23 protein-coding genes are annotated in these 23,148 nt (G+C 68.6%); 9 read left to right on the top strand and 14 right to left on the bottom strand.

Going from position 1 to position 23,148, the window contains the following annotated elements; genetic code table 11:
* Positions 1-2 precede the first annotated feature (2 nt).
* The gene (locus tag ACUWEX_RS13340; RefSeq protein ID WP_445996564.1) at positions 3-842 is read right to left on the bottom strand and encodes a LuxR C-terminal-related transcriptional regulator; all 840 of its coding nucleotides are present in this window, start codon (positions 840-842) and stop codon (positions 3-5) included.
* Positions 843-943: 101 nt separating this feature from the next.
* Here ACUWEX_RS13340 and hxlB point away from each other — a divergent pair, with 101 nt between their 5' ends.
* Positions 944-1,513, top strand: coding sequence for a 6-phospho-3-hexuloisomerase (hxlB, locus tag ACUWEX_RS13335; protein ID WP_445996563.1), 570 nt, complete (start codon positions 944-946; stop codon positions 1,511-1,513).
* A gap of 52 nt (positions 1,514-1,565) precedes the next feature.
* Positions 1,566-2,189 (top strand): 3-hexulose-6-phosphate synthase, encoded by a 624-nt coding sequence (gene hxlA, locus ACUWEX_RS13330; RefSeq protein ID WP_077054858.1) that lies wholly within the window; start codon positions 1,566-1,568, stop codon positions 2,187-2,189.
* Positions 2,190-2,193: 4 nt separating this feature from the next.
* On the opposite strand, the gene ACUWEX_RS13325 is transcribed toward hxlA, so the two are convergent.
* The gene (locus ACUWEX_RS13325) at positions 2,194-3,045 is read right to left on the bottom strand and encodes a hypothetical protein (RefSeq protein ID WP_079728653.1); all 852 of its coding nucleotides are present in this window, start codon (positions 3,043-3,045) and stop codon (positions 2,194-2,196) included.
* A gap of 101 nt (positions 3,046-3,146) precedes the next feature.
* On the opposite strand from ACUWEX_RS13325, the gene ACUWEX_RS13320 reads away from it, so the two are divergent.
* The 3 genes from ACUWEX_RS13320 (at position 3,147) to ACUWEX_RS13310 (ending at position 4,245) form a co-directional block, all read left to right on the top strand.
* Positions 3,147-3,554 carry a hypothetical protein gene (locus ACUWEX_RS13320; protein WP_445996562.1) on the top strand — a complete coding sequence of 136 codons (408 nt, stop codon included), beginning with the start codon at positions 3,147-3,149 and terminating at the stop codon, positions 3,552-3,554.
* 86 nt (positions 3,555-3,640) lie between these two features.
* Positions 3,641-3,940, top strand: coding sequence for a DUF7882 family protein (locus ACUWEX_RS13315; protein ID WP_079728865.1), 300 nt, complete (start codon positions 3,641-3,643; stop codon positions 3,938-3,940).
* An 8-nt stretch (positions 3,941-3,948) separates the two neighbouring features.
* Positions 3,949-4,245: a hypothetical protein gene (locus tag ACUWEX_RS13310; RefSeq protein WP_079728651.1), complete on the top strand. Its 297-nt coding sequence runs from the start codon at positions 3,949-3,951 to the stop codon at positions 4,243-4,245.
* An 89-nt stretch (positions 4,246-4,334) separates the two neighbouring features.
* On the opposite strand, the gene ACUWEX_RS13305 is transcribed toward ACUWEX_RS13310, so the two are convergent.
* The 7 genes from ACUWEX_RS13305 to ACUWEX_RS13275 form a co-directional block, all read right to left on the bottom strand.
* Complete coding sequence (locus tag ACUWEX_RS13305; protein WP_445996561.1) at positions 4,335-6,122, bottom strand: hypothetical protein; 1,788 nt, start codon at positions 6,120-6,122, stop codon at positions 4,335-4,337.
* 61 nt (positions 6,123-6,183) lie between these two features.
* A complete protein-coding gene (locus tag ACUWEX_RS13300; RefSeq protein ID WP_445996560.1) occupies positions 6,184-7,095 on the bottom strand; it encodes a VOC family protein in 912 nt (303 codons plus the stop codon).
* A gap of 38 nt (positions 7,096-7,133) precedes the next feature.
* On the bottom strand, positions 7,134-8,651 hold the full coding sequence (locus ACUWEX_RS13295) for an amino acid permease (protein ID WP_079728648.1): 1,518 nt from the start codon (positions 8,649-8,651) through the stop codon (positions 7,134-7,136).
* 170 nt (positions 8,652-8,821) lie between these two features.
* Complete coding sequence (gene sfnG, locus ACUWEX_RS13290; protein ID WP_445996559.1) at positions 8,822-9,949, bottom strand: dimethylsulfone monooxygenase SfnG; 1,128 nt, start codon at positions 9,947-9,949, stop codon at positions 8,822-8,824.
* 104 nt (positions 9,950-10,053) lie between these two features.
* Positions 10,054-10,956, bottom strand: a complete 903-nt coding sequence (locus tag ACUWEX_RS13285; RefSeq protein ID WP_445996558.1) for an endo alpha-1,4 polygalactosaminidase — start codon at positions 10,954-10,956, stop codon at positions 10,054-10,056.
* A 119-nt stretch (positions 10,957-11,075) separates the two neighbouring features.
* Positions 11,076-12,200 (bottom strand): TerC family protein, encoded by a 1,125-nt coding sequence (locus ACUWEX_RS13280; RefSeq protein ID WP_079728645.1) that lies wholly within the window; start codon positions 12,198-12,200, stop codon positions 11,076-11,078.
* Positions 12,201-12,391: 191 nt separating this feature from the next.
* Complete coding sequence (locus ACUWEX_RS13275) at positions 12,392-13,318, bottom strand: LysR substrate-binding domain-containing protein (RefSeq protein WP_445996557.1); 927 nt, start codon at positions 13,316-13,318, stop codon at positions 12,392-12,394.
* 146 nt (positions 13,319-13,464) lie between these two features.
* On the opposite strand from ACUWEX_RS13275, the gene ACUWEX_RS13270 reads away from it, so the two are divergent.
* Positions 13,465-16,998 carry a bifunctional proline dehydrogenase/L-glutamate gamma-semialdehyde dehydrogenase gene (locus ACUWEX_RS13270; protein ID WP_445996556.1) on the top strand — a complete coding sequence of 1,178 codons (3,534 nt, stop codon included), beginning with the start codon at positions 13,465-13,467 and terminating at the stop codon, positions 16,996-16,998.
* Positions 16,999-17,106: 108 nt separating this feature from the next.
* On the opposite strand, the gene ACUWEX_RS13265 is transcribed toward ACUWEX_RS13270, so the two are convergent.
* On the bottom strand, positions 17,107-17,562 hold the full coding sequence (locus ACUWEX_RS13265) for an MSMEG_6728 family protein (protein WP_445996555.1): 456 nt from the start codon (positions 17,560-17,562) through the stop codon (positions 17,107-17,109).
* Positions 17,563-17,704: 142 nt separating this feature from the next.
* Positions 17,705-17,866: a hypothetical protein gene (locus tag ACUWEX_RS13260; protein ID WP_159449542.1), complete on the bottom strand. Its 162-nt coding sequence runs from the start codon at positions 17,864-17,866 to the stop codon at positions 17,705-17,707.
* Positions 17,867-18,076: 210 nt separating this feature from the next.
* Here ACUWEX_RS13260 and ACUWEX_RS13255 point away from each other — a divergent pair, with 210 nt between their 5' ends.
* Genes ACUWEX_RS13255 through ACUWEX_RS13245 form a run of 3 tightly spaced genes read left to right on the top strand, consistent with a single transcriptional unit; the run spans position 18,077 to position 20,313 of the window.
* Positions 18,077-19,084 carry an ABC transporter ATP-binding protein gene (locus ACUWEX_RS13255; protein ID WP_445996554.1) on the top strand — a complete coding sequence of 336 codons (1,008 nt, stop codon included), beginning with the start codon at positions 18,077-18,079 and terminating at the stop codon, positions 19,082-19,084.
* Positions 19,081-19,956 carry an ABC transporter permease subunit gene (locus ACUWEX_RS13250; RefSeq protein ID WP_445996553.1) on the top strand — a complete coding sequence of 292 codons (876 nt, stop codon included), beginning with the start codon at positions 19,081-19,083 and terminating at the stop codon, positions 19,954-19,956. Before ACUWEX_RS13255 ends, ACUWEX_RS13250 begins: the two co-directional genes overlap by 4 nt.
* Before the next feature lie 9 nt (positions 19,957-19,965).
* Positions 19,966-20,313 (top strand): hypothetical protein, encoded by a 348-nt coding sequence (locus ACUWEX_RS13245; RefSeq protein ID WP_079728639.1) that lies wholly within the window; start codon positions 19,966-19,968, stop codon positions 20,311-20,313.
* Here ACUWEX_RS13245 and ACUWEX_RS13240 read toward each other — a convergent pair whose 3' ends face one another.
* The 3 genes from ACUWEX_RS13240 to ACUWEX_RS13230 are packed head-to-tail and all read right to left on the bottom strand — an operon-like array spanning position 20,314 to position 23,120.
* The gene (locus ACUWEX_RS13240; RefSeq protein WP_445996552.1) at positions 20,314-21,309 is read right to left on the bottom strand and encodes an NAD(P)H-hydrate dehydratase; all 996 of its coding nucleotides are present in this window, start codon (positions 21,307-21,309) and stop codon (positions 20,314-20,316) included.
* Positions 21,306-22,112: a histidine phosphatase family protein gene (locus tag ACUWEX_RS13235; RefSeq protein WP_445996551.1), complete on the bottom strand. Its 807-nt coding sequence runs from the start codon at positions 22,110-22,112 to the stop codon at positions 21,306-21,308. Before ACUWEX_RS13235 ends, ACUWEX_RS13240 begins: the two co-directional genes overlap by 4 nt.
* Positions 22,113-22,172: 60 nt before the next feature.
* Positions 22,173-23,120, bottom strand: coding sequence for a phosphoribosylaminoimidazolesuccinocarboxamide synthase (locus ACUWEX_RS13230; RefSeq protein WP_445996550.1), 948 nt, complete (start codon positions 23,118-23,120; stop codon positions 22,173-22,175).
* Between the last annotated feature and the right edge of the window lie 28 nt (positions 23,121-23,148).

Genomic DNA, 23,148 nt, shown 5'->3' with positions numbered 1-23,148 from the left:
GCCTAACGGGCCTGGGCGACGAGTTCGGCGCGTGAGCGGGCGCCGGCCTTGCGGAGCAGGTTCGACACGTGGAACTTGACCGTGTTGTCGCTGATGCCGAGCGTGCGCGCGATGTCTTTGTTGCGTGAGCCCGAGGCGAGAAGGCGCAGGACCTCGCGTTCGCGCGGGCTGAGGGTCACCGCATCCGTCAGGTGATCGGGCTCGGCCGGAGGATCGAGGGGGAGCGCGATCGAGAGCTCGGAGCCCCAGCCCGGTGTCGAGGCCACGTTGAGTTTGCCGTCGAGGGCAGTGACCCGCTCGGCAATGGGTCGCAGCGAATCGTCGTGGGCCGTGAGCTCGCCGCGGCCGTCGTCGCGGATGCCGATGAGCAGGTTGAGGCCGTCGCAGTCCCACTGGATGCGCACGCGGCGCGTGACCCCGGTGTCGACGAACGCCAGCACGGCGCTGCGCACGATCGCGCGCGCGGCGTGAGCGACCTCACCCGGCAGGGCTCGGCCGGTGACGGGCGGCTCGACGAATTGCACGTCGAGGTCGCCGAACCGCGCGAGCGGGCGCAGGTCGGCCTGGAGTCGCGCGAACGCACCGACGACGGGTTCGAGCATGGCCTCGCGCTGCTCGTCGGTCGCGACGCGGATCTGCACGAGCGCGGCGGCGGCGACATCGATGGCCATGGTGCGCGCGGCCGTGTCGGAGAGGCGGGCAGATCGCAGGATCGCGAGGATCGACTCGAGCGCGAGGGCTTGCCGGTCGGCCTGCTCGGCGGCCGTGTGTGCGTGCTCGAGGAGCAGCTCGCGCGTGGCGAGTTCAGCAGGATCGGGTGCGGGAGCGGGGCCGGGCGTCATGGCACCCACCCTACTCTCGCGACCCACCCTGTCCGAATGGGTAGGTCGAACGGTTCCAAAGGGTGGCCGCACGCGCGGGCCGACCCTCGCAGACTGGAGTCATGCCCGTAGACACCGACACCGAAGCGACCGCCCTGGCCACCATCATGGCCGAACTCGACGCGCTCGCCGACAGCATCGACGACCGTCAGCTCGAGGCCGTCGCACACCTGCTTTCGGGCGCAGATCGCGTCTTCGTGCAGGGGGCCGGCCGCTCGGGATTCGCGCTGCAGATGACGGCCATGCGCCTCATGCACCTGGGCCTGACGGTCTTCGTCGTCGGTGAGACCACGACGCCCGCCATCCGCGAGGGTGACGCGCTGCTCGCCGCGAGCGGGTCGGGCACCACCGGCAGCGTCGTGCACGCCGCCGAGACGGCCCGGTCGGTCTCCGCGCGCATCGCGGCCATCACGACCGCGGCAGACTCGCCCCTCGCCGATCTCGCCGACGTGGCGATCGTCGTCCCCGCCGCCACCAAGCTCGACCGTTCCGGCACAGCCTCGGCGCAATACGCCGGCAGCCTCTTCGAGCAGTCGGTCGTGCTGATCGGCGACGCCGTGTTCCACCAGCTGTGGAAGGCGTCGGGGCTGACGGCCGACGACATCTGGCCGCGCCACGCAAACCTCGAGTAGAGCGCACGGCTCTCGCTCATCCATCCATCGACACCCGTCAAGGAAGAACACAATGAAACTGCAATTCGCCATGGACACCCTCACGACCGACGCCGCCCTCGAGCTGGCAGCCGCCGCCGCGCCGCACGTGGACATCATCGAGCTCGGCACGCCGCTCATCAAGAGCGCCGGCCTCAGCGCCATCACGGCCATCAAGGACGCCCACCCCGACAAGATCGTCTTCGCCGACCTCAAGACGATGGATGCCGGTGAGCTCGAAGCCGACATCGCCTTCCAGGCCGGAGCCGACCTCGTGACCGTTCTCGGCGTCGCGGGCGACAGCACCATCGTCGGAGCCGTCAAGGCCGCCACGAAGCACGGCAAGGGCATCGTCGTCGACCTCATCGGCGTCCCCGACAAGTCCGCCCGCGCCAAGGAGGTCGTGGCCCTCGGCGCCCAGTTCGTCGAGATGCACGCGGGCCTCGACGAGCAGGCCGAGGATGGCTTCACGTTCGGCACGCTGCTGACCGACGGCACCTCCTCGGGCGTGCCGTTCTCGGTGGCCGGCGGAATCACCGTCGACACCATCGAGTCGGTGCAGGAGTCGGGCGCCGACGTCGCCGTCGCCGGCAGCGCGATCTACAGCGCCCCCGACGTCGGAGCGGCCGCCGCAGCCCTGCGCGCCAAGATCAAGTAGGTCGTCAGTCGGCGAGACAGATCGTCGTCAAGATCACATCGGGGCCCGGGCGGGCGTAGGAGTAGGTATCCAGCCAGTCCGCCTGGGCAACGAATTGGTTGCCCGCCGCCGACGCCGAGTCGGCCTCGGAGGCGATGCCCTTCGATTCCCAATACGCGCGCACGCCATCGAGATCGTCGGTCGCGGTCGGAAGCCTGTCGTCGCCCTCAGCCACGAGGGGTGCGCCATCCGCGTCGACCAGAAGTTCGGCCGCGAACGAGTACCTCCAGCTCGTGCCGGGCTTCGAGTTCTCGAGAGTGCACTCCTCGGCCAGAGCCCGCACCGGGAGGCCATTCGGGGAGAACGAATTGCTGGGATCGCCGCCGAGGATCTCGACCGTGCGATCACCCAACTCCCTGAGCTCGGCGGCGGCGCTCCCGTTCGAGAAGTGGGTCTCGGCCGCGGTGGGCGGCTGAGCTTTCGACACCACCTCGTCGATCGCCTGAGGGATCTGGAATCCGAGCAGGATCAGGTTCGAGGGCACCGCGAAGACGAGCACGATTATCGATGCGACGAGCGCGATGCGCGAGAACCTCGGGTTTCGTCGCACGCCGCGCACGGTCACGATGAGCACCGCGAGCGGGATGCCGGCACCGACCGCTGCCCCGACGAGAAACCAGACGAGCAGCACGACGTCGTCGGAGTCGCCGCCCGCCCCGCTGAAGTCGCGAGCCAGCAACGCCGAGAACTGGATGATCCAGCCGATGAGCAGCCCCACCGGCATGAAGATCGCCGCGATGACACCGCCGGCCCGCCCCGGTGTGAACGACGGCGCGGCATCGAGACCTGGATCGGATTGTTGTCGTACGTCGCTCACGGTGCGCCCCTCGCTGTTGACCTGGTCTCATCATTCCGGTATCGCCGAGCCAGGTCGAATCGTCCGAGGGTGTTCGCGCCCCCTCTGCGTTCAGCGCACGGATGGCCGCGAAGCAGGTTGCGGGCCGCAAACGCAAGAGGGTTGTCAGGATCGGTTCACGGTCGTTGACTGTCGGGATGGAAATGATCTACTACGCGAATGACACCCTTCGCACCGGCACCGACATTTCGCGGGCGGTCCTCGCCTACGCGGGTGCGCTCGCCCGGCGGAATTCATCCGCCACAGTGGACATCCCGATCCGTCGCGACGACGGCACGCAAGGGCGGGCCAACCTCCTCCTCGGGCCGGCGAGCCAACTCGTCGCCGAGGCATACACAGACAATGCAGAGGAGATCGTCGACGAGGAACTCGTCGACTCCCTGCACGCGCTCGTCAAGAACCTCGCGGTCGGCACCGGGCGGCCCTTCGACGAGGGCGACGTCGAGGCGGTCGACGACGACTACGTCTGAGACGGGTTCCTGATCAAACTCGAGCATGCCATTGCGCTCACCGCCGAAGGCGAGGAACGTGGGTGCTCAACGAACGGAAAGACGCCATGGGAAAACTCACTTATGACGCATCGCTGGTGATCGATTTCGATGACCGCACGCTGGCTCACTTGCAAATCGTCATCACCGCAAAGCTGCGCCGCCGCGAATCCTTCATCTTCAGCTGGAAGGACGACGCCGATATCGGCGATGGCCGCACGACGGTGTGGCTCGACCCCACCATCTCGCTGGTCTACAAGTTCCTCGGCGGCCGGCCACCGCAGATCAACAAGGCGTGGATCGAGGCGCTCACGGCCACGGCCAATTCGCCCGGCGGCCTGCACCTGGTCAAAGAACCCGCCGCCTAAGGAGACCCATGCGCCGCGTCGACATCGCCTATGGCGGAATGCACTACTCCCTGCCCCGAACCACCGTCGAGGCGGTGAAGAAGACGATCGAAGAGGGCCTGGCCGGCACCGGCCCCCGCTGGATGACCGTGAACTTCGGGGAGGGCAAGCCGCAACCCGTCGAGATCCTCATCAGCCCCAACATCCCGATCGCCCTCGCGCAGGTGTCCACCGAGGACAACGAGCGGCCCGAGACCCATCGTGACGAAATGGGTTCCCTCGATGCGCACAGCGGCAGCGTGCCGGCGCACGACGTCGACCTCTGAGTGAGGCCGATCGGCGCCACGGTGTTCACGCGGGAGGGGTCGACCGGCGGCACGGGTCGGAAAACGGAGACCCGATAGCAAGCGCCGCCTCAACCGTGCGGCCGGGACTCGAACCCCCGCTGTACGCGCTGCAGGGTGGCCGATTCGGTGACGCGGGTGGTGAGGACCCTCTCGCCGCGCGTGCCCGTGTAGTCGAGGATCGTGTAGGTGCCGCACGAGATGTTCGCGCGCGGCGCTCCCATGGTGTCGACGAGTTCTTCGCCCCATGCCGAACGATCGTCGACGATGAGGTAGGAGAGCGGCGTGCCGTCGTAATCGGCGAGGTTCACCATCCACGGTCGGGCATTCAGATATTCGTCGATCTGCACCAGACGCACGTCGGGTGCGCCATAGGTTTTCAACCCGCGGATAGCCCAGAACTGGCCGGCCCCCGTGAGCGTGCGCCCGGCCAGCCATCCCTCGAGACAGGCCGCGCCGGGCAGATGAGCCCGAGACGCCGACGCGGCGACCGCAGCACCCGTGCCCGTGATGCCGCCCAGCAGCAGGACAACGAGGACCAGGCCGAGGGCCGCGCGGCGAGTCGTCGACGCGCTCGGCGGGGGCGCGGGCGTCGAGACGTCGGGCTGGGAGAAAACGCGTGCGGCGGTCCGCGCCCCGGCAGCGCCCCGGTTCGGGAATGAGGCACGCACGCTTTTCCTGTGACGCACTGCGTCGAGGCCCTGGCCCACGAGTGCGGGCAACACGAGCAGCGGCGCGAACGCGAGCGGCTGCAAGTAACGGGTGGCGTTGGTGCCGACGAGCACCGAACCCACCGCGACCGCGAGCACCGTGACGGCGGCGAGAAGGAAGAGGAGTTGTCGGCGCACGGGCAGCTGCGGCATCCGGAGAGCGGCGAAGCCCGCCACCACCGTGACGCTGGCGAGGGCAGACAGCAGAACGAGCTCGATGACGCCTGCCGGACGCGAGAACATGTCGACGATCGCCGCGCCATAGAACCGCAGGGGTGTGAGGATGTCTCCGATGTGCAGGTAGTTGGCCGGGTCCATCGAGAGGTAGGGGGCGAGCGGTTTGCGCACGAGCATGCCGCCGAAGCATCCAGCGATCAGGATCACCGCGGGTGTGAGCGCCGCGCGCCAGGGAATGCGGCCGAGACCCGCCAGGGCGATCAGCGTGACCACGGCGGGCGCGGCCGTCCACACGCCATAGAGCGGGTTCGAGGTGACACTGACGACGGTGAGGATGCCGAGAGTCACCAGCAGCGCCACTCGACGTCTCGACGCGGCACGGGTGGCCCGGCCGGCCGGTGCGTCACGCTCGACGAGCCGTGCCAGCAGCCAGGCCGCCACGAGCATCGCGAGCACGGTGGGGTAGTAATACGTGGTCGTCGCGAGGAGCGAGAAGAGCTCCAAGGAGTCGGCGTTGGTGGTCGACTCGAGCAGGGTGGCGGCGAGCGGCACGGCGAACGTCAGCAGACTCACCGCGACGACGAATCGGCGGCCGCGCCCCGGAAGGCTCAGCCCGGCGATCAGCCGGACCAGCGCGTAGAGGGCGACGAGATTGAGGACGGCGTTCACGGTGAGGGCATCGAACGGGTTCGCCGTGAGGACGGCCAGCACGAGATAGACCGGGATCTCGATGAGGAAGACAGTCGTCGACATGGCCCATTCGAAGGGCTGCCCCGCCTGCAGCGAGCGTTCGAAGAGCGGCAGGATGATCGAGTCGCCGTCGAAGAATAGCAGCCACGAACGCGACGTCGACAGCAGATGCAGCACCGCGAGCAGGGTGAGAAGCACGGCCACGAGGACGCCGAGCAGATCGATCGCCCACGGGGACCGCACGCCGCGCCGCGCCCCCCGATCATCCCCGCCCTGTGTCACGGTCACACACTAGGGGGCCGGGGTCGCCCAAAGCTGCGAATGTGCAGCGGGAACGCCCCGCTTACGCCGCGCCGGCGCCCGTCGTCACGAACAGGCGGTTGTTCCACGGGTCGTCGAAGCTCACGGTGCGCCCGTCGTCCTGACGCTCGACGCGGTAGTGCGCCAGGCGCTCGCCCAGGGCGCCGAGCGCGTCGCCGTCGGGCACGACGATGTCGACGCGACCGAGGCCGAGTGCGGGCATGCGCGGCCCGGCTCCGCGCGAGTTCCAGACGTTCATGGCCATGTGGTGGTGGTAGCCGCCCGCCGACACGAAGACGGCCGTGTTGCCGACGGCCGCCGTCTGGTCGAAGCCGAGCGTGTCGACGTAGAAGCTGCGGGCGGTGGCGACATCCCCCACCGAGAGGTGGATGTGGCCGACGCGCGCGCCGCCGAAGAGCGTCTCGTCACCCGGGGCGTCGGCGGCCTCGTCGGTGAGGTGGTCGGCGAGGTACTGGTTCGGGTCGAGGAAAATGGTGTCCATCTCGACCTGGCCGTGCACCCAGCTCCAGTCGCTGCGGTCGCGGTCCCAATAGAGTTCGACGCCGTTGCCCTCGGGGTCGGTGAAGTAGAAGGCCTGGCTGACGAGGTGGTCGGCGCTGCCCGTGAAGGTTCCGGGCGCGTGGCGGGCCACCGAGTAGAGGGATGCCGCGAGGGCCGCCTGCGTGTCGAACAGGATGGCGGTGTGGAACAGCCCGGCCGAGCCGCTGGGCGCGTGCGCCAGGGCGGGGGAGTGCTCGAGGATGACGACGGGCGTGGTGCCGCGGCCGAGCGTGACGGTGTGTCGGTCGGCGCTGAGCACGCGCAACGTGACGGCGTCCCGGTAGTAGGTGGTCATGCCATCCAGGTCGGCCACGAGCAGCGTCACGGGGCCCATTGCGGTGTCGGCGGCGAGCTTGTCGCCGGGCGTGGGCACGGTCGCCTCAAACGTATTCATATTCATGAAAACGGATGTCGCGCCCGCGGCATTCCCGATCAGGCCCGCGGCTCGGTGGACCCGTCACGCAACGCGCCCGACGCGGCTTTCTCGGCCAGGCCCACGCGCGAGTGACGGCGACTGTAGGTGAAGTAGATGATGAGGCCGAGTGCCAGCCACGCCGCGAACCGCACCCACGTGAGCGTCGTGAGCCCGAGCATGAGCCACAGGCAGAGCGCGGCCGACAGGATCGGCAGATACGGCGACAGCGGAACCTTGAACGCGCGCGGCAGGTCGGGCCGCTTCTTGCGCAGCACGACCACGCCGATGCTCACGAGCACGAACGCCGACAGCGTGCCGATGTTGATCATTTCTTCGAGCACGCCGACGTCGGTGAAGCCGGCGATGACGGCCACGAGGGCACCGACGATGATCTGCGTGCGGATGGGCGTCTTGCTCTTGGATGACGTCTTGCTCAGCCATCCGGGCAGCAGGCCGTCGCGGCTCATGGCGAAGATCACGCGCGCGAGGCCGAGCAGCAGCACCATGATCACGGTGGTGAGGCCCACGAGGATGCCGACCGAGATGATGCCGGCGGCCCAGTTCGCGCCGACGGCCGTGAAAGCCGTGCTGAGCGAGGGATCGTCGGCTTCGGCGAGGGTCGTGTAGGGCACCATGCCCGTGAGCACGAGGGTGACGCCGATGTAGAGCACGGTGACGATGCCGAGGCCCGCGAAGATTCCGCGCGGCAGGTTCTTCTGCGGGTTGCGCACCTCTTCGGCGCTCGTGGCCACCACGTCGAAGCCGATGAAGGCGAAGAAGACGAGGGATGCTCCGGCGATGAGTCCGAAGAAACCGTATTGTGCGGGCTGCGCACCCGTGGCGAAGGCGAAGAGTGATTGGGTCCAGACATCCGCTGCGCCGCCCTCGGTGGGAACGGCCGGCGGGATGAACGGCGAGTAGTTCTCGGGGCGGATGAAGAACGCGCCCACCACGATGACGAACAACACGATGGCGATCTTGATGATCGTGAACACCGAGCTGACGCGCGAGGAGAGCTGCGTGCCGATGGCCAGCAGGGTGGTGAAGATGGCGACGATGATGAACGCGCCCCAGCTGATCTGCACGCCGAAGACGTCGAGCGTCTTGGGCACGTTCCACCCCAGGATCGCGAACACGTCGGCCAGGTAGATGCCCCAGTACTTGGCGATCACGGCCGCGGCGGTGAGCATTTCGAGGATCAGGTCCCAGCCGATGATCCAGGCCAGCAACTCGCCGAGCGTGGCATAGGTGAAGGTGTAGGCCGAACCGGCGACCGGCACGGCCGAGGCGAACTCGGCGTAACACATGATCGCGAGCGCACACGTGACGGCGGCGAAGACGAACGCGATCGTCACCGACGGGCCCGCATAGTTGGCCGCGGCCTTGGCGCCGACCGAGAAGATTCCGGCGCCCACCGCGACCGCGACGCCCATGAGCGCGAGGTCGACGGGGCCGAGCGAGCGCTTCAGGCTCTGACCCTCCAGCTTGCTGTCGGCCAGCGATTCTTCGACACTCTTCGTGCGCCAAATGCTCATGGTGGATCTCCCGGTGGTGCGTCCGCCCGTGCGGCGGGGACTATCGAGGATGGCAGATGCCCCGGGTTTCTGGCAATCCGCGTGACAGCTCGCCGCGCCCGTGCGACCGGGGAGATCTCTGCTCGGCCGCACACCCAGCTAGCCAGCTAGCCAGCTAGCCAGCTAGTCGGCTAGTCGGCGACGTCCCCCGCGCGCAGCAGATCGGCCTCGAGGCTGCGCACGATCGGCAGAACCTTCTCGCCGAACTGTTCGACCTCCTCGATGAAGTGCAGGAAGCCGAGCAGCATGAGGTCGACGCCGCGCTTCTTGTAGTCCACGATGCGCGTGGCCACCTGTTCGGCGTCGCCGATGAGTCGCGTGCGGAACCCGTCGTTGTATTGCACGAGGTCGTCGAACGACGAGTCGGCCCACATGCCCTTCTTGTCGCCCGTCGAGGCTCCCGCCTGCTGCACGGAGGCGCGGAACGCTTCGACCGATTTCACGTCGGCGTGCGCGATGATCTCGCGCAGCTGCTCGCGGGCCTCGGCCTCGCTGTCGCGCACGATGGTGAACCCGTTCAGCCCGAAACGCACCGTGCGGTTGTGCGCCCGCGCGACGGCCGTGACATCGTCGTACTGCTCGGTGAAACCGTCGAAGTCCTTGCCGTTCGAGAAATACCAATCGGCGTGGGCGCCACCGTTGAAGCGGGCTGCCGTCGAGTTGCCGCCTTGGAAGATCTCGGGATGCGCTCGCCCCTCCACGGGGTAGGGCCCGGGTCGCAGGCTGAACCCGTGCGAGCGGTAGAAGTCGCCGTTGAAGTCGAACTCCTCGGTCGTCCAAAGCCCCCGCAGCATCTCGATGAATTCAGCGGACCGACGGTAGCGTTCGTCGTGTTCGAGCCAGGGCAGGCCCAGGTCGGTGTACTCGTTCTTGAACCATCCCGAGACGACGTTGACGGCAGCCCGGCCCTTCGAGAACTGGTCGGCTGTGAGGATGAACTTGGCGAGAACGGCGGGCTCCCAGAAGCCGGGATGCACGGCGGCGATGACCTTGAGCTTCTCGGTGGCGAGCAGCAGGGCGAGGCTCATGCTGGTCGACTCGTGCTGTTGCGCGGCGCCGTAGCTCGACGCGTATCGCACCTGGCTGAGCGCGTATTCAAAGCCCACGCGCTCGGCGGTCTGCGCGAGTTTCACGTTGTAGTCGTAGTCCCACGAGGTGCGCTGTTCGATGGTCGAGACGACGAGGCCGCCCGAGACGTTGGGCACCCAGTAGGCGAATTTGAGCGGTTCGGCGGAGGGCAGCGTGCGGATATCGGTCATCGAAACTCCTCGGAATACGGATGGACTGCCCCCACGCTAAGGACGCATCCTGGAGGTCAGTTCGAAATCCCGAACTGTGACGAAGAATGACGCGGACGCGCCCCTCAGGAGCAGCGCTGCAGCTCGTAGCCCTCGTCGCCGGCGGGCACGAGATCGCGATCGCGGATGACGGTGGATGCGGGCAGCTGCGGGTCGTCGCACACCTCGGCGACCGTGCCGCCCAGGTCATCCGTGTATTCGATGTCGATCACGCGGTCGCCGTAGACGTCGGCGTAGACCGCACACTCGTCGAAGCGCTGGCACTCCTCGGCGACCGCGAAGTCAAAACCGATCGTGGTGCGCCCGCGGTCGCCGAGCTCGGCCGTGTTCTTCTGACCCGCGTCGAGACCGTTGTCGTGCGCCAGCCCGACGAGCAGCGTCGCGAGCGCTTCGGCGTCGGCCACGTCGAGCGCGCCATCTGACCGCGTGTAGGAGTCGAGGTTGTCGAACTCGACCGCCTGATAGCCGTCGGATGCGCAGTGCCCCACGACCGCGGTCAACTGACGCACGATGCCCTCACGTTTCTCGGCCGTCGAACTGTCGAGGATGCGCTCATCCGGCCACCCCGGATCGAAGACCTCGGCGCCCGACGCGTCGTGCAGGATCAACTCCTCGGGCCACTCGGCGCCCGGCTGCGTCTGGAACCCGTTGACGTAACAGATCGAGTAGACCCCCGGCGCGGGCGTCTCGGCGCTGTCGCGCACGACGATGCCGACCCCCGCATCGGGTTCGTAGGCACCGCCGAGCTGATAGTCGACGGCTGCGCCGGCCGGCCAATCGACGACGACCTGCCCGGGCGTCTGCTGCACGAACGAGCCGGAATACTCGGTGGTCACGCCGGAGCTCGCCGGGTTCGACGACGCGCAGCCGGCGAGGAGTGCGAGGCCCGCACCGAGCGCGCCCACCCGACCGAGGGTGCCGACCAGTCGCGACGCCTTCGTGCGTGAGTGGCGTGGGGTGGGCTTCATGGATCGAGTCATCTGGCCAGGATGACACACGGAGACGACGTGCTGAGAGGGGGCCGCGAAACGCCGAAGCGCGCAGACATCCGAGGATGCCCGCGCGCTTCGCGAGGTGGTGCAGGGGGTTAGCGGTTCTCGTCGACCGAACGCTTGTCGCCCACGTCGGGCGCCGTGCCCGGCTGCACGCCCGATTCGGTGGGGTGCGCCGGCTTGGCCGAGCCCTCGACCGGTGCACCGGCGGCGTGGGCGGTGGCGGCATCCGGGGCCCCGACCTTGGCGGTCTGCTTCGCCTGACCGCGCGTCTTGCGCAGGCTGAGAACGGTGGCCACGGCGATCGTCAGGCCGATGAACACGAGCGAGAACCAGATGGGGATCTCGGGCGCCCACTCGACGTGCTCGCCGCCGTTGATGAAGGGCAGTTCGTTCACGTGCAGGGCGTGCAGCACGAGCTTCACACCGATGAACGCCAGGATGACGGCCAGCCCCTGCGCCAGATAGACGAGGCGCTCGAGCAGCCCACCGATGAGGAAGTACAGCTGACGCAGACCCATGAGGGCGAAGGCGTTGGCCGTGAACACGATGTAGGCCTCGCTCGTGAGGCCGTAGATGGCGGGGATCGAGTCGACGGCGAACACGAGGTCCACGAAGCCGATGGCGATGATCGTCAGCAGCATGGGGGTGAAGAAGCGCTTGCCGTTGATCTTCACGGTAATGCGGTCGCGGTGGTAGTCGTCGGTGAGCGGCAGGATGCGGCGGGCGAACGTGATCATCTTGCCGTTGGCGGGGTCGCTCTCGTGGTTGCTGAACGCCTGGCGGTAGGCCAGGAACAGCAGCAGCGCGCCGAAGATGTAGAAGATCCAGGAGTAATTCTCGATCAGGCCGGCGCCCACGGCGATGAAGATGCCGCGCAGGATGAGGGCGATGATGATGCCGATCATCAGCACCTTCTGCTGGTAGGCCTTCGGCACCGCGAAGCCCGTCATGATGATCAGGAACACGAAGAGATTGTCGATCGACAGGGCCTTCTCGGTGAGGTAGCCGGCGAAGTACTCGCCGCCGAAGCTCCAGCCGGAGAAAATGCCGATGCCCACGCCGAAGATGAGGGCCAGGCCGATGTAGAAGGCCGACCAGCGGGCGGATTCGCCGATCGAGGGCTCGTGCGGTTTGCGCACGTGGGCGAAGAATTCGTACACGAAGAAGGCGATGGTCACCGCGATGGTGATCAGCCAGATGGTGGGGGTCACGTTCACGTGAGGCTCCAAGGGGTCGTCGAAATAGGATTCAAAGTCTCATCCGCCATCGCGTGGGTTGCGCGTGTGATGGCCGTTGCTCCGGGACGCGGCGATGGGTCCGTATTGACGAAGCTTCCGTTGGTGGATTACTCCCCTTGCGGAGGAGAAAGTACCGTCCGAACCTGAGGAAACCATGTATTTGGATGGAATCAGGGGCGCTCAGTGGCACCATTCGCGTCCGCGAGGGCCCGTGCCGTCGAGGCGAGCACCGCGCGGAAGGCGACGGTGGCCGGGTGTTCGGCGCCCGAGTGCCGCACCGACGTGAAGATGGTGCGGCGGGGAGCGTCCTGCAGGTCGATCAGGCGGCACGACGTGTCGCGGCCCGTCCAGACGAGATCGGGCATGAGCGCGACGGCGTTGCCCGATTCGATGAGGCGGATCTGCGCCTGCAGGTCGGCGGTCTGATAGCGCACGTCGGGTTCGAAACCGGCCCGGCGGCACAGCTGCTCGGCGAAGTGGCGCGAGGCCGTGCCGTGCGGTTCCATCACCCAGGCGAGGTCGGCGGCGTCCTCGATGCGGTCGACGGCGTGCAGCTGGCGGCTCTCGGGCGGCGCGGCCAGGCGGATGGCGTCGGTCGTCAGCTGCTGTCGGTCGAGGTCGGGCCAGAGCGGCGCGGCGTGGGCCGGGTATTGCTCGGCCACGACCATGTCGTAGTCACGCGCCCAGGTCTCGGAGAGCGCGGTCTCGGGTTCGCGCTGCGTCATCTCGACGCGGACATCCGGATGCTGCGTGCGCATGGTGTTGAGCGCGTCGGGCATGAGCGCCAGCGCCGCCGATTGGAACACGGCCACGCGCACGGTGCCGCTCGCGCGATCTTCGGCACCGCGCAGCTGGCCCTCGGCGCGTTCGAGGATGTCGAGCAGCTCGGCCGTGTGCGCCACGAGCATCTCGGCCTCGGGGGTGAGTTGCACGCGCCGGCCCACCTTGCGCAGCAGCTCGACGCCCGTCTCCTGCTCGAAGATCGAGAGTTGCTGCGACACCGTCGAGGGGCTGAAATTCAGTGCCGCGGCGACGTCGGCGAGGGTGCCGCGGATGCTGAGCTCGCGCAGCAGGCGCAATCGTCGCACGTCGAGCATCCGGCCCCCTTCATTCTTCGGAAATACTAATGGATACCGCTCGGAAAGAGTTGCTATTCATAACTAGATTGCGAACGCATACTGAATTCACCCCCACCTCCTCAGGCGACGCCCGACCGGCGCCGCCTCCGCGTAAAGGACAGTCAATGACCGACGTCACCGAGAACCGCTCCGCTTCGGCCCCCGAACCCGCGCGTGAGGAGGGCTCGGCCAGCGCTTCCATCGCTGCCGCCGCCGCGGACACCTCGTTCGAGCAGGAGTTCGCCGGCCTGTCCGACGAGGCCATTGCGCTCGTGCGCCGCTGGCTGACCGCGGCCGACGACCAGCCCGTCGACGCCTCGGCGCAGCAGCTCGCGGGCGTGCTGAAAGACCCCAACGGCCTCGACTTCACGGTCGGCTTCGTCGACGGCGTCGTGCGGCCCGAGGACCTCACCGTCGCCGCGCGCAACCTGGCTCGTCTGGCCCCCAAGGTGCCCGCGTTCCTGCCGGTGCCCATGCGCGCGGCCGTGCGCCTCGGCGGCATCGCGGCCCCCATCCTGCCGGGCGTCGTCATCCCCATCGCCCGCAAGGTGTTGCGCCAGATGGTGAGCCACCTCATCGTTGACGCCACCGACCAGAAGCTCGGCGCGGCCATCGCCAAGATCAAGCGCGACGACGTGCGCCTGAACGTGAACCTGCTGGGCGAGGCCGTCCTCGGCCAGAAGGAGGCATCGCGCCGCCTCGCGGGAACCCACGCCCTCCTCGCACGCGACGACGTCGACTACGTGTCGATCAAGGTGTCCTCGACGGTGAACCCGCACTCGCCGTGGGCGTTCGACGAGGATGTCGACCACGTCGTCGAGAGCCTGACGCCCCTGTTCGAGCGTGCGGCCGCAGCATCCACGCCCAAATTCATCAACCTCGACATGGAGGAGTACAAGGACCTCGACCTGACGATCGCGGTCTTCACGCGCATCCTCGACAAGCCCGAGTTCCACGACCTCGAGGCCGGCATCGTGCTGCAGGCCTACCTGCCCGACGCGCTCTCGGCCATGATGCGCCTGCAGGAGTGGGCCGCCACCCGCCGTGCCACCGGGGGTGCCGCCATCAAGGTGCGCATCGTCAAGGGTGCCAACCTGCCCATGGAACAGGTCGAGGCCTCGCTGCACGACTGGCCCCTCGCCACCTGGGGCAGCAAACAGGACAGCGACACCAACTACAAGCGCGTCGTCGACTACGCCCTGCACCCCGACCGCGTGAAGAACGTGCGCATCGGTGTGGCCGGGCACAACCTCTTCGACATCGCCTTCGCCTGGCTGCTCGCCGGCCGCCGGGGCGCGCGCGACGGCATCGAATTCGAAATGCTGCTCGGCATGGCGCAGGGCCAGGCCGCGGCCGTCAAGAAGGATGTCGGCAGCCTGCTGCTCTACACGCCCGTCGTGCACCCGCAGGAGTTCGACGTGGCCATCGCCTACCTCATCCGCCGCCTCGAAGAGGGCGCCTCGTCGTCGAACTTCATGTCGGCCGTGTTCGAGCTGTCCGCCAACGAGGAGCTGTTCGAGCGCGAGAAGAACCGTTTCCTGGCCTCGCTCGCCGACTTCGACCGCGCCGTGCCCGGGCCGAACCGCACGCAGAACCGCCAGCTGCCGGCCGCCGCCGCGCCCACCGACACGTTCGAGAACACGCCCGACACCGACCCGTCGCTGCCCGCCAACCGCGAGTGGGCCCGCGACATCCTGTCGCGCGTGGCCGACACGCGGCTGGGGCTCGACACGCTCGAGGCATCCACCGTCACGACCAAGAAGGCGCTGACCGAGCGCATCACAACGGCCACGCAAGCCGCGGGCGACTGGGCCGCGCGAGGCGGAGACGGCCGCGCCGAACTGCTGCACCGCGTGGGCGACGTGCTCGAACAGAACCGGGCACGCCTCATCGAGGTAATGGCCGCCGAAACCGGCAAGACCGTCGACCAGGCCGACCCCGAGATCTCGGAAGCCATCGACTTCGCCCACTTCTACGCCGAGCAGGCGCGCGAACTCGACCGCGTCGACGGCGCCACCTTCGTGCCCGCGCGCCTCACGGTCGTCGCCCCGCCGTGGAACTTCCCCGTGGCGATTCCCGCCGGGTCGGCGCTCGCCGCGTTGGCCGCCGGGTCGTCGGTGATCATGAAACCCGCGCCCCAGGCATCCCGCTGCGGCGCCGTGCTGGCCGACGCGCTGTGGGAGGCCGGCATCCCCACCGACGTCTTCCAGCTCGTGCAGGTCGACGAGGGGGCCCTCGGCCGCGAGCTCATCGCGCACCCGAGCGTCGACCGCGTCATCTTGACCGGCGGCTACGAGACGGCCGAGCTGTTCCGCTCGTTCCGCCACGACCTGCCCCTGCTCGCCGAGACCAGCGGCAAGAACGCCATCATCGTCGCCCCGAGCGCCGATATCGACCTGGCCGTGAAGGATGTCGTGAACTCGGCGTTCGGTCACGCCGGCCAGAAGTGCTCGGCCGCGTCGCTCGTCATCCTCGTCGGCTCGGTGGCCCGCTCGCGCCGGTTCCACGACCAGCTCGTCGACGCCGTGTCGTCGCTCACGGTCGGCTACCCGACCGATGCGACAACGCAGATGGGGCCGGTCATCGAACCCGCCGCGGGCAAGCTGCTCTCGGGCCTCACCGAACTGGGCGCGGGCGAGAGCTGGCTCGTGCAGCCGCAGAAACTCGACGACACCGGGCGTCTGTGGAGCCCCGGCATCCGTGACGGTGTGCGCCGAGGGTCGACGTTCCACAAGACCGAGTACTTCGGCCCCATCCTCGGCATCATGACGGCGGCCACGCTCGACGAGGCCATCGCCCTGCAGAACGAGGTCGACTACGGTCTGACCGCCGGGCTGCACTCGCTCGACCCCGCCGACCTCGAGGTGTGGCTGGCGGATGTCGCGGCCGGAAACCTCTACATCAACCGCGGCATCACGGGCGCCATCGTGCGTCGTCAGCCGTTCGGCGGCTGGAAGAAGTCGGCCGTGGGCCCCGGCACCAAGGCCGGCGGACCGAACTACCTCATCGGTCTGGGCTCCTGGCAGTCGGACACGGCATCCGCGTCGACGCCCGTCACCAACCCGGATGTCGTGGCGCTGCGCGACGCGGCCCTCGCGTCCGGCGGGCTCGACGCCACCTCCGGCATCCCCGCCATCGACCGCCTCGAGCGCGCACTCGCGAGCGACGCCGAAGCGTGGGCGACCCGTTTCGGAACCGCGACGGATGTCTCGGGCCTGAGCGCCGAGCGCAACGTGTTCCGCTACCTGCCGCGTCACACGGCCATCCGCCTGTCGGAGGGGGAGTCGCTCGCCGACCTCGTGCGCGTCGTGTCGGCGGCCTTCGCAGCCGGTGCGCGTCCCACGGTGTCGGTGCCCGAGGCGCTGCCCGCACGCATCCAGTCGGTTCTCGAGGCGCGCGACCTGCGCGTGACGGTCGAGTCGGATGAGGCATTCCTCGCCCGCGCCGGCCGCAGCCGCGCCGACCGTGTGCGCCTCATCGGCGGCTCGGTCTCGGCCCTGGCCGCCGCGACGGGCGGTCGTCCCGACCTCGGCATCTACGGCAACCCGGTCACCGAGTCGGGCCGCGTCGAGCTGCTCCCGTTCCTGCAGGAGCAGGCCGTCAGCATCACGGCGCACCGCTTCGGCACGCCCAACGCACTGTCAAAGGGCCTCATCTAGGTCGCACGTTCGGCAGCGCGCGCCGCTGCATCAACCGGCCCTCGGCTCTGCGGCCTCACCCCGCGGAACTGAGGGTCGGTCTGCGTTTCCTGCGCGGCGGTGGTGGCGCTAGACGGTCGGGCCGGTGACGGGCCAGACGTAGTCGAGGTCGGGCGGCACGTCGGGGAAGAGGGGCGCGTAGAACTCCGGAAACTTGCGCAACAGGTTCGAGCGGTGCGAGAGCATGATCGACTCGTCGGCGAGCCAGGGCGGGCGTTCGAACGTCTCGCCGATGTAGGCGTCGAGGTCGGCCGGGGCGGTGGCGAGGTCATCCAGCGTCTTTTCGAGGCACGTGTCACCGAAACCGCGGCGCACCCACTCGGCACACGTCGCCTCCTGATAGTCCATAAGCGCGGCTCGGTAACCACGCCACATGCGCGTGACGGGGTGGTTCTGCCATCCATAGGTCGGGATGGTGAGGGCGCGCATGATCTGCAGCGTCTCGACGCGTTGTTTGCCGAGGCGACGGTCGTCGAGCACGCGGGCGCTCTCGTCGAAATCGGCGAAGGGCACGAAGGTTTGCATGGGTCCTCGGTTCTTGGCGGCGGGCCGGCTCCAGGCCGCGGCTTCCGGCGTCGGCTCCGGGCAACAGGCTGCCGGCGGCAAAGAAAAACCCCCGCCTCCCGGAGTGTTCTCCGAATGACGGGGGCGATGGTGGGTGGGCGCCCTACTCGGGTGAACCGCCCGAAACGGTGTCGGCCTGAGGCTCGTCGTCGTTGCCATCGGTGCCCGTGCCGTCGGGCAGGTTGTCGGTCTTCTGCGTCTCCTCGTCGGACACGTTGGTCGAACCGTTGGAATCTTCCTCTGGGGTCTCGATCTTGTCGCTCATGACTCCAACCTACGCCCGGTGCGGATGCTCTGCAGGGGCTTTCTTCGCGTGCGACGGTGAGCGTACAATCGCTCGCTCTCACCCCGCGGTCGACTCCGGCGGCCTACTCCGACGGGTGCAGTCGCGGGCGGAATGTCCCCCTGACGGACGATTGTGGCCCGTATGGTCGCCCTGTCAGCATGGAATCTCCGCCACAGTGAGGACATCCGCATGATCGAAGCCCGTTCGCTCACGAAACAGTACGGCGATAAGACCGCCGTCAACGACGTGAGTTTCACCGTCCAATCCGGCAAGGTCACGGGGTTCCTCGGGCCCAACGGCGCCGGCAAGTCCACCACCATGCGCATGATCGTGGGGCTCGACCGCCCGACGAGCGGCTCCGTGACGGTCGACGGCAAGCCGTACGCCGACTACCCGGCCCCGCTGCACGAGGTCGGCGTACTGCTCGACGCCAAGGCCGTGCACACGGGCCGCAGCGCCTACAACCACCTCCGCGCCATGGCGGCAACCCACGGCATCCCCACGTCGCGCGTGAACGAGGTCATCGAGATGACCGGACTCACGGGCGTGGCCAAGAAACGCGTCGGCGGCTTCTCGCTCGGCATGGGGCAGCGCCTCGGCATCGCGGCGGCCCTGCTGGGCGACCCGCGCGTGCTCATCCTCGACGAACCCGTCAACGGCCTCGACCCCGAGGGCGTGCTCTGGGTGCGCCAGCTGGTGCGCTACCTCGCCGCCGAGGGGCGCACGGTTCTGCTGTCGTCGCACCTCATGAGCGAGATGGCTCAGACCGCCGACCACCTGATCGTGTTGGGCCGGGGTCGCGTGATTGCGGATGCTCCGATCGCCGACATCCTCGCCGGTGACCAGACCGCGGCCGTGCAGGTGAAGAGCCCGCGCATTGACGAGTTGGCCGCGGCCCTCGTGGCGCTCGGCCGGCCGAACGTCGCGCTCGCGCCCGTGTCTCCCGGAACCGCCTCGGTGACGGGGCTGACCGCCGAGATCATCGGCGATACGGCCGCCGCGAACGGCATCGCGTTGCACGAGCTCACGCCCACGTCGGCGTCGCTCGAGGACGTGTTCATGCGCCTCACGCAAGACGAGGTCGAGTATCGAACCGGGGTGGGTGAGCAGGACTCGGCGCCCGCCGGTGCCCACGCCGCCGCGCCGTCTACTTCGGCTTCTGCTTCCGCTTCCGACGCCCAGGAGGCGACCCGATGAGCACGACATCCGCCCCCAGCCGTTCCCACGCGGGCGCCCCCGCACCCGCCCAGCGCGGCAAGCTCACCTTCGGCGGCCTGCTCGTCTCCGAATGGATCAAGCTGACGACCGTGCGCTCGACCGTGTGGTCGCTCGCCATCCTCGTGCTCATCAGCGTGGGTCTCGGCCTGTTGATCGCCACCTTCCTCGAGGCGGGGGATGCCGGTGCCGCTTCTGGTCCCGGCGGCCCGGGCAGCCCGGCCGATGCTGCCGCTGCCGCCGCCACCGACTGGGCCCTTACTTCGGCAACCGCGGGCATGTCGATGGCCTCGCTCGTCGCCGCCATCCTCGGAGCGCTCAACATCACGAGCGAGTACTCGACGGGCATGATCCGTTCCTCGCTCGCGGCCGTGCCGAAGCGCCTGCCCGTGCTGTTCGCCAAGGCCGTCGTGCTGGCGCTCGTCACGTTCGGCGTCGGGCTGATCACGCTGTTCGGCACCTACCTGATCGTCACGCCCATCCTCGAGGGCAAGGGTTTCGAGGCCCACCTCGACGACCCGCAGACCGTCATCGCCCTCATCGGCGGCGCCGCCTACCTCGCCATCGTGGCGGTCTTCTCACTGGGCCTCGGCACGATCATCCGCAGCGGCGCCGGCGCGATCGCCGCGGCCGTGGGTGTGCTGCTCATCCTGCCGCCCCTCTTCCTGCTCGTTCCGCTCGAGTGGCTGCACGACCTCGCCCCCTACCTGCTGTCCAGCGCGGGCGGGCAGATGCACACCATCCCGACCGGGTCGATGGATGTCGAGGGCTGGGTCGCCGTTATCGTGAGCGTGGCCTGGGCCGTCGTGTCGCTGGTCGTCGCAGCCGTGTTGTTGAAGCGGCGCGACGCGTAACCTCGCATCATGGAGATGTGGCTGTTCGATGCCCCCACGGCGACGGCGCTCTCACAGATCATGCCGGTGCTCCTGCTGGCTCTGATCCTCGAGATGCGCCGCACCGAGATGCATCTGCGCGGCCGCAGCATTCGCAAGACTCGAATCATCCTCGCTGTGTTCTTCGGGGCTTTCGCGGTGATCGAAACGGTGCTCGTGTTGTCGATCGACGGCCGACTCTTCCCCGCACGGTGGAGTGACCTCGTCGCGGCGCTCGTGATCTTCGCGCTGCTGTGGCTGCTGTTCGTGCTGTCGATGATGTCGGAGCGCGGGACGCAGCGCTCAGGGCGCCGCGACGGGAAACGCGACGACGACTGACTAGCCTTCGACCTCGACGAGGATGAGGGGCAGCTCGTCGAGCAGTTCGCGAGCGAGGAAACCGAGCGGGCCGACGCGCACCGAGAGCCGATCTCCGGCGGCGGCGTGTGCGTGCGAGGCCCAGACGGCGGCCTGCGCTGGCTCGGCTCCCCGCGCGCAGAGTCCCGTGATGGCACCCGCGAGAACGTCTCCCGAGCCGGATGTGCCGAGGCCGCTGTGACCCGTGCCCGACTGCCAGACGCGGCCGTCCGGGTGGGCGATGACGTTGTGGCATGAGACGACGGCCTGGTAGCGGCGCGCGATGGCGAGGGTGTCGGCGACGAGGTCGGTGTCGGCATCCTCGTCGGAATCGCGCTCGAGCAGGCGGTCGGCTTCGCTCGTGTTGGGGGTGAGGACGAGTCGGTTCGCGAAGGTCTGCACGATCTCGTCGACTTTCGGGAGGACGCCGAGCGCGTAGGCATCCAGGGCCAGGATGGTGTCGTCCCCGAGCAGGTCGGGGAGCTCGCGCAGCAGCGCTTCGGCTTCGTCGGCGTCGTCGAGCCCCGGCCCCACGAGCACGACATCGGCGGAGGAGAGGTCGTCGGCGATGTCTCGCACCGTGGAGCCCGCGACGTGTCCGTCGTCGGTTTCGGCGAGAGGTGCGACGCCCGATTCGGGCACGGCCACGGCCACGTGCGGTGCGACCGACCGGGCGACGGCGAGTGTGAGCCGGCCGGCCCCGACGCGCAGGGCGGCGAGACCCGCGAGCTGCGCGGCACCGGGGGACCGGAGGGCGCCGCCCACGACGACGACCTGCCCGCGGCCGTACTTCGAGTCACCACCGCCCGGGAGTGTCCACTCGCGCAACAGGTTCGGTGTGATGACGGTCGGCGTGGGCGTGGGCGTGGTTGCGGGCGTGGGCGACGGCGTCGCTTCGAGTTGTGCGTTGGGTGTCTGCGCGGACCGTGCGGTCGAGTCGCCTGCGGATGCTGCGGATGTCGTGTCGGTGTCGCTCATGCTCTTCCTCCGATGACGGCCGCCTCGGGCGACCCGTCGCTGCGGGTGTCGTCGCGCTCGCCCGAGTGGTGGGTGACGGGTGCGCCGGCGCGTTCGAGGTGGGTGGTGTCCGAGAAATCGTCGAGCTTCCAGGGCTCGCCGGGCTCGCCGGGGGCGCCGCGGCTGATGCGGGTCAGCGACGCGTTCTTCACCGAGTGCGACGCGGCGAATTCGAGCAGTTCGGCCTCGTCCCAGCCGAGGCACACGTAGAGCAGCAGCATGACGATCGAGTCGTGGGCGACGATCACCCCGAGGCTGTCCGAACCGGTGTCGTGCGCATCGTCCTCGATGTCGCGCAGCACGCTGCGCAGCCGCAGGGCCAGGTCGGCCCAGGATTCGCCGCCGGGCGGTCGGTAGGAGAACTTGCCGAGCCAGTCGCGGCGCTCCTCTTCTTCGGGATGCCGCGTCTGCACGCCGTGGCGCGTGAGTAGGTCGAGGATGCCGAGCTCGCGGTCGCGCAGCCGTTCGTCGCGCCGCGGCGAGAGCGGCAGCTGCGCCGCATCGAGGGCGATGGCGAGGGTTTGTCGGGCGCGCAGGTAGTTCGACACCCACAGTCGGGTGCTGTCGTGGCGCAGCCGTTCGTCGTGGTCGGCGAAGACCGACCCGAGCGCGGCGGCCTGCTGCTCGCCGTCCTCCGAGAGGGGCACGTCGGCGTCGCGCATCTCGATGTGGATGACCTCGGCGCCCTCCGCTTCGGCGGCGCTCGCGGCCCGGTTGGCGATGCTCTCGCCGTGCCGGATGAGCCAGAGTTCTGTGACAGCCATACTTTCAGGCTATCCAGCCCCCGGGGGCAGACAAGTGGTTGACGTGTTGAGCGCCGGGCCCTATCGGGTGGCGGCCGCCGCACCCGTCAGAAGCGTGAGGATGTCTTGGTAGCGCTCGGTCGTGCGCGCGACGATGTCGGCGGGCAGCTCGGGCGGGGTGCCCGTCTGGTCCCAGTTCGCGGCCAGCCAGTCGCGCACGATCTGCTTGTCGAACGAGGCCATGCGCTCGGCCGGGGTTCCGCCGGATGCCCACGCCTCGGCATCCCAATAGCGGGACGAGTCGGACGTGAGCACTTCGTCGGCCAGGACGATCTCGCCCGTGTGGGGGTCGCGGCCGAATTCGAACTTGGTGTCGGCGAGGATGACCCCGGCGGGCTCGGCGAGGGCGGAGGCGCGGCGGTAGATGGAGAGCGAGAGGTCGCGCAGTGCTGCCGCGTCGTCGGCGCCGATGAGTTCGACGACGCGCTCGTAGCTGATGTTCTCGTCGTGTTCGCCGAGCGGCGCCTTGTAGGCGGGGGTGAAGAGCGGCTCGGGCAACCGGTCGCCGTTCTGCAGGCCGGCGGGCAGCGGGATGCCGCACACGCTCTGGTCGGCCTCGTACTCTTTCCAGCCCGACCCGGTCAGGTAGCCGCGCACGACGCATTCGACGGGGAACATGTCGAGCTTCTTGACGAGCATGCTGCGGCCGACCACCTCGGTGGGGATGATTTCGCGCACGGTGGCCGGATCGCTGGCCGCGTCATCCGAGCGCAGTTCGTGATCGGCCACGAGGTGGTTGGGAACATCGGACAGCTGGTCGAACCACCACAGGCTCAACGTGGTCAGCAGCTCACCTTTGCCCGGGATGGCGGGCGACAGGACGTGGTCGAAGGCGCTGACCCGGTCGCTGGCGACGACGAGCATGCGCCCGGCCGCGCCATCGGTGCGCTCGGCGTCGGGCTCGTACAGGTCACGCACCTTGCCGGAGTAGACGTGGGTGAAGCCGGGCAGTTCGAGGTAATCGCTCACCCGCCCATTATCGCGGAGTCCCCGTGCT

This window comes from Okibacterium fritillariae, from assembly GCF_052783725.1.
Note: the sequence above shows the minus strand (reverse complement) of the source record. Positions and strands in the feature narration are given on the sequence as shown.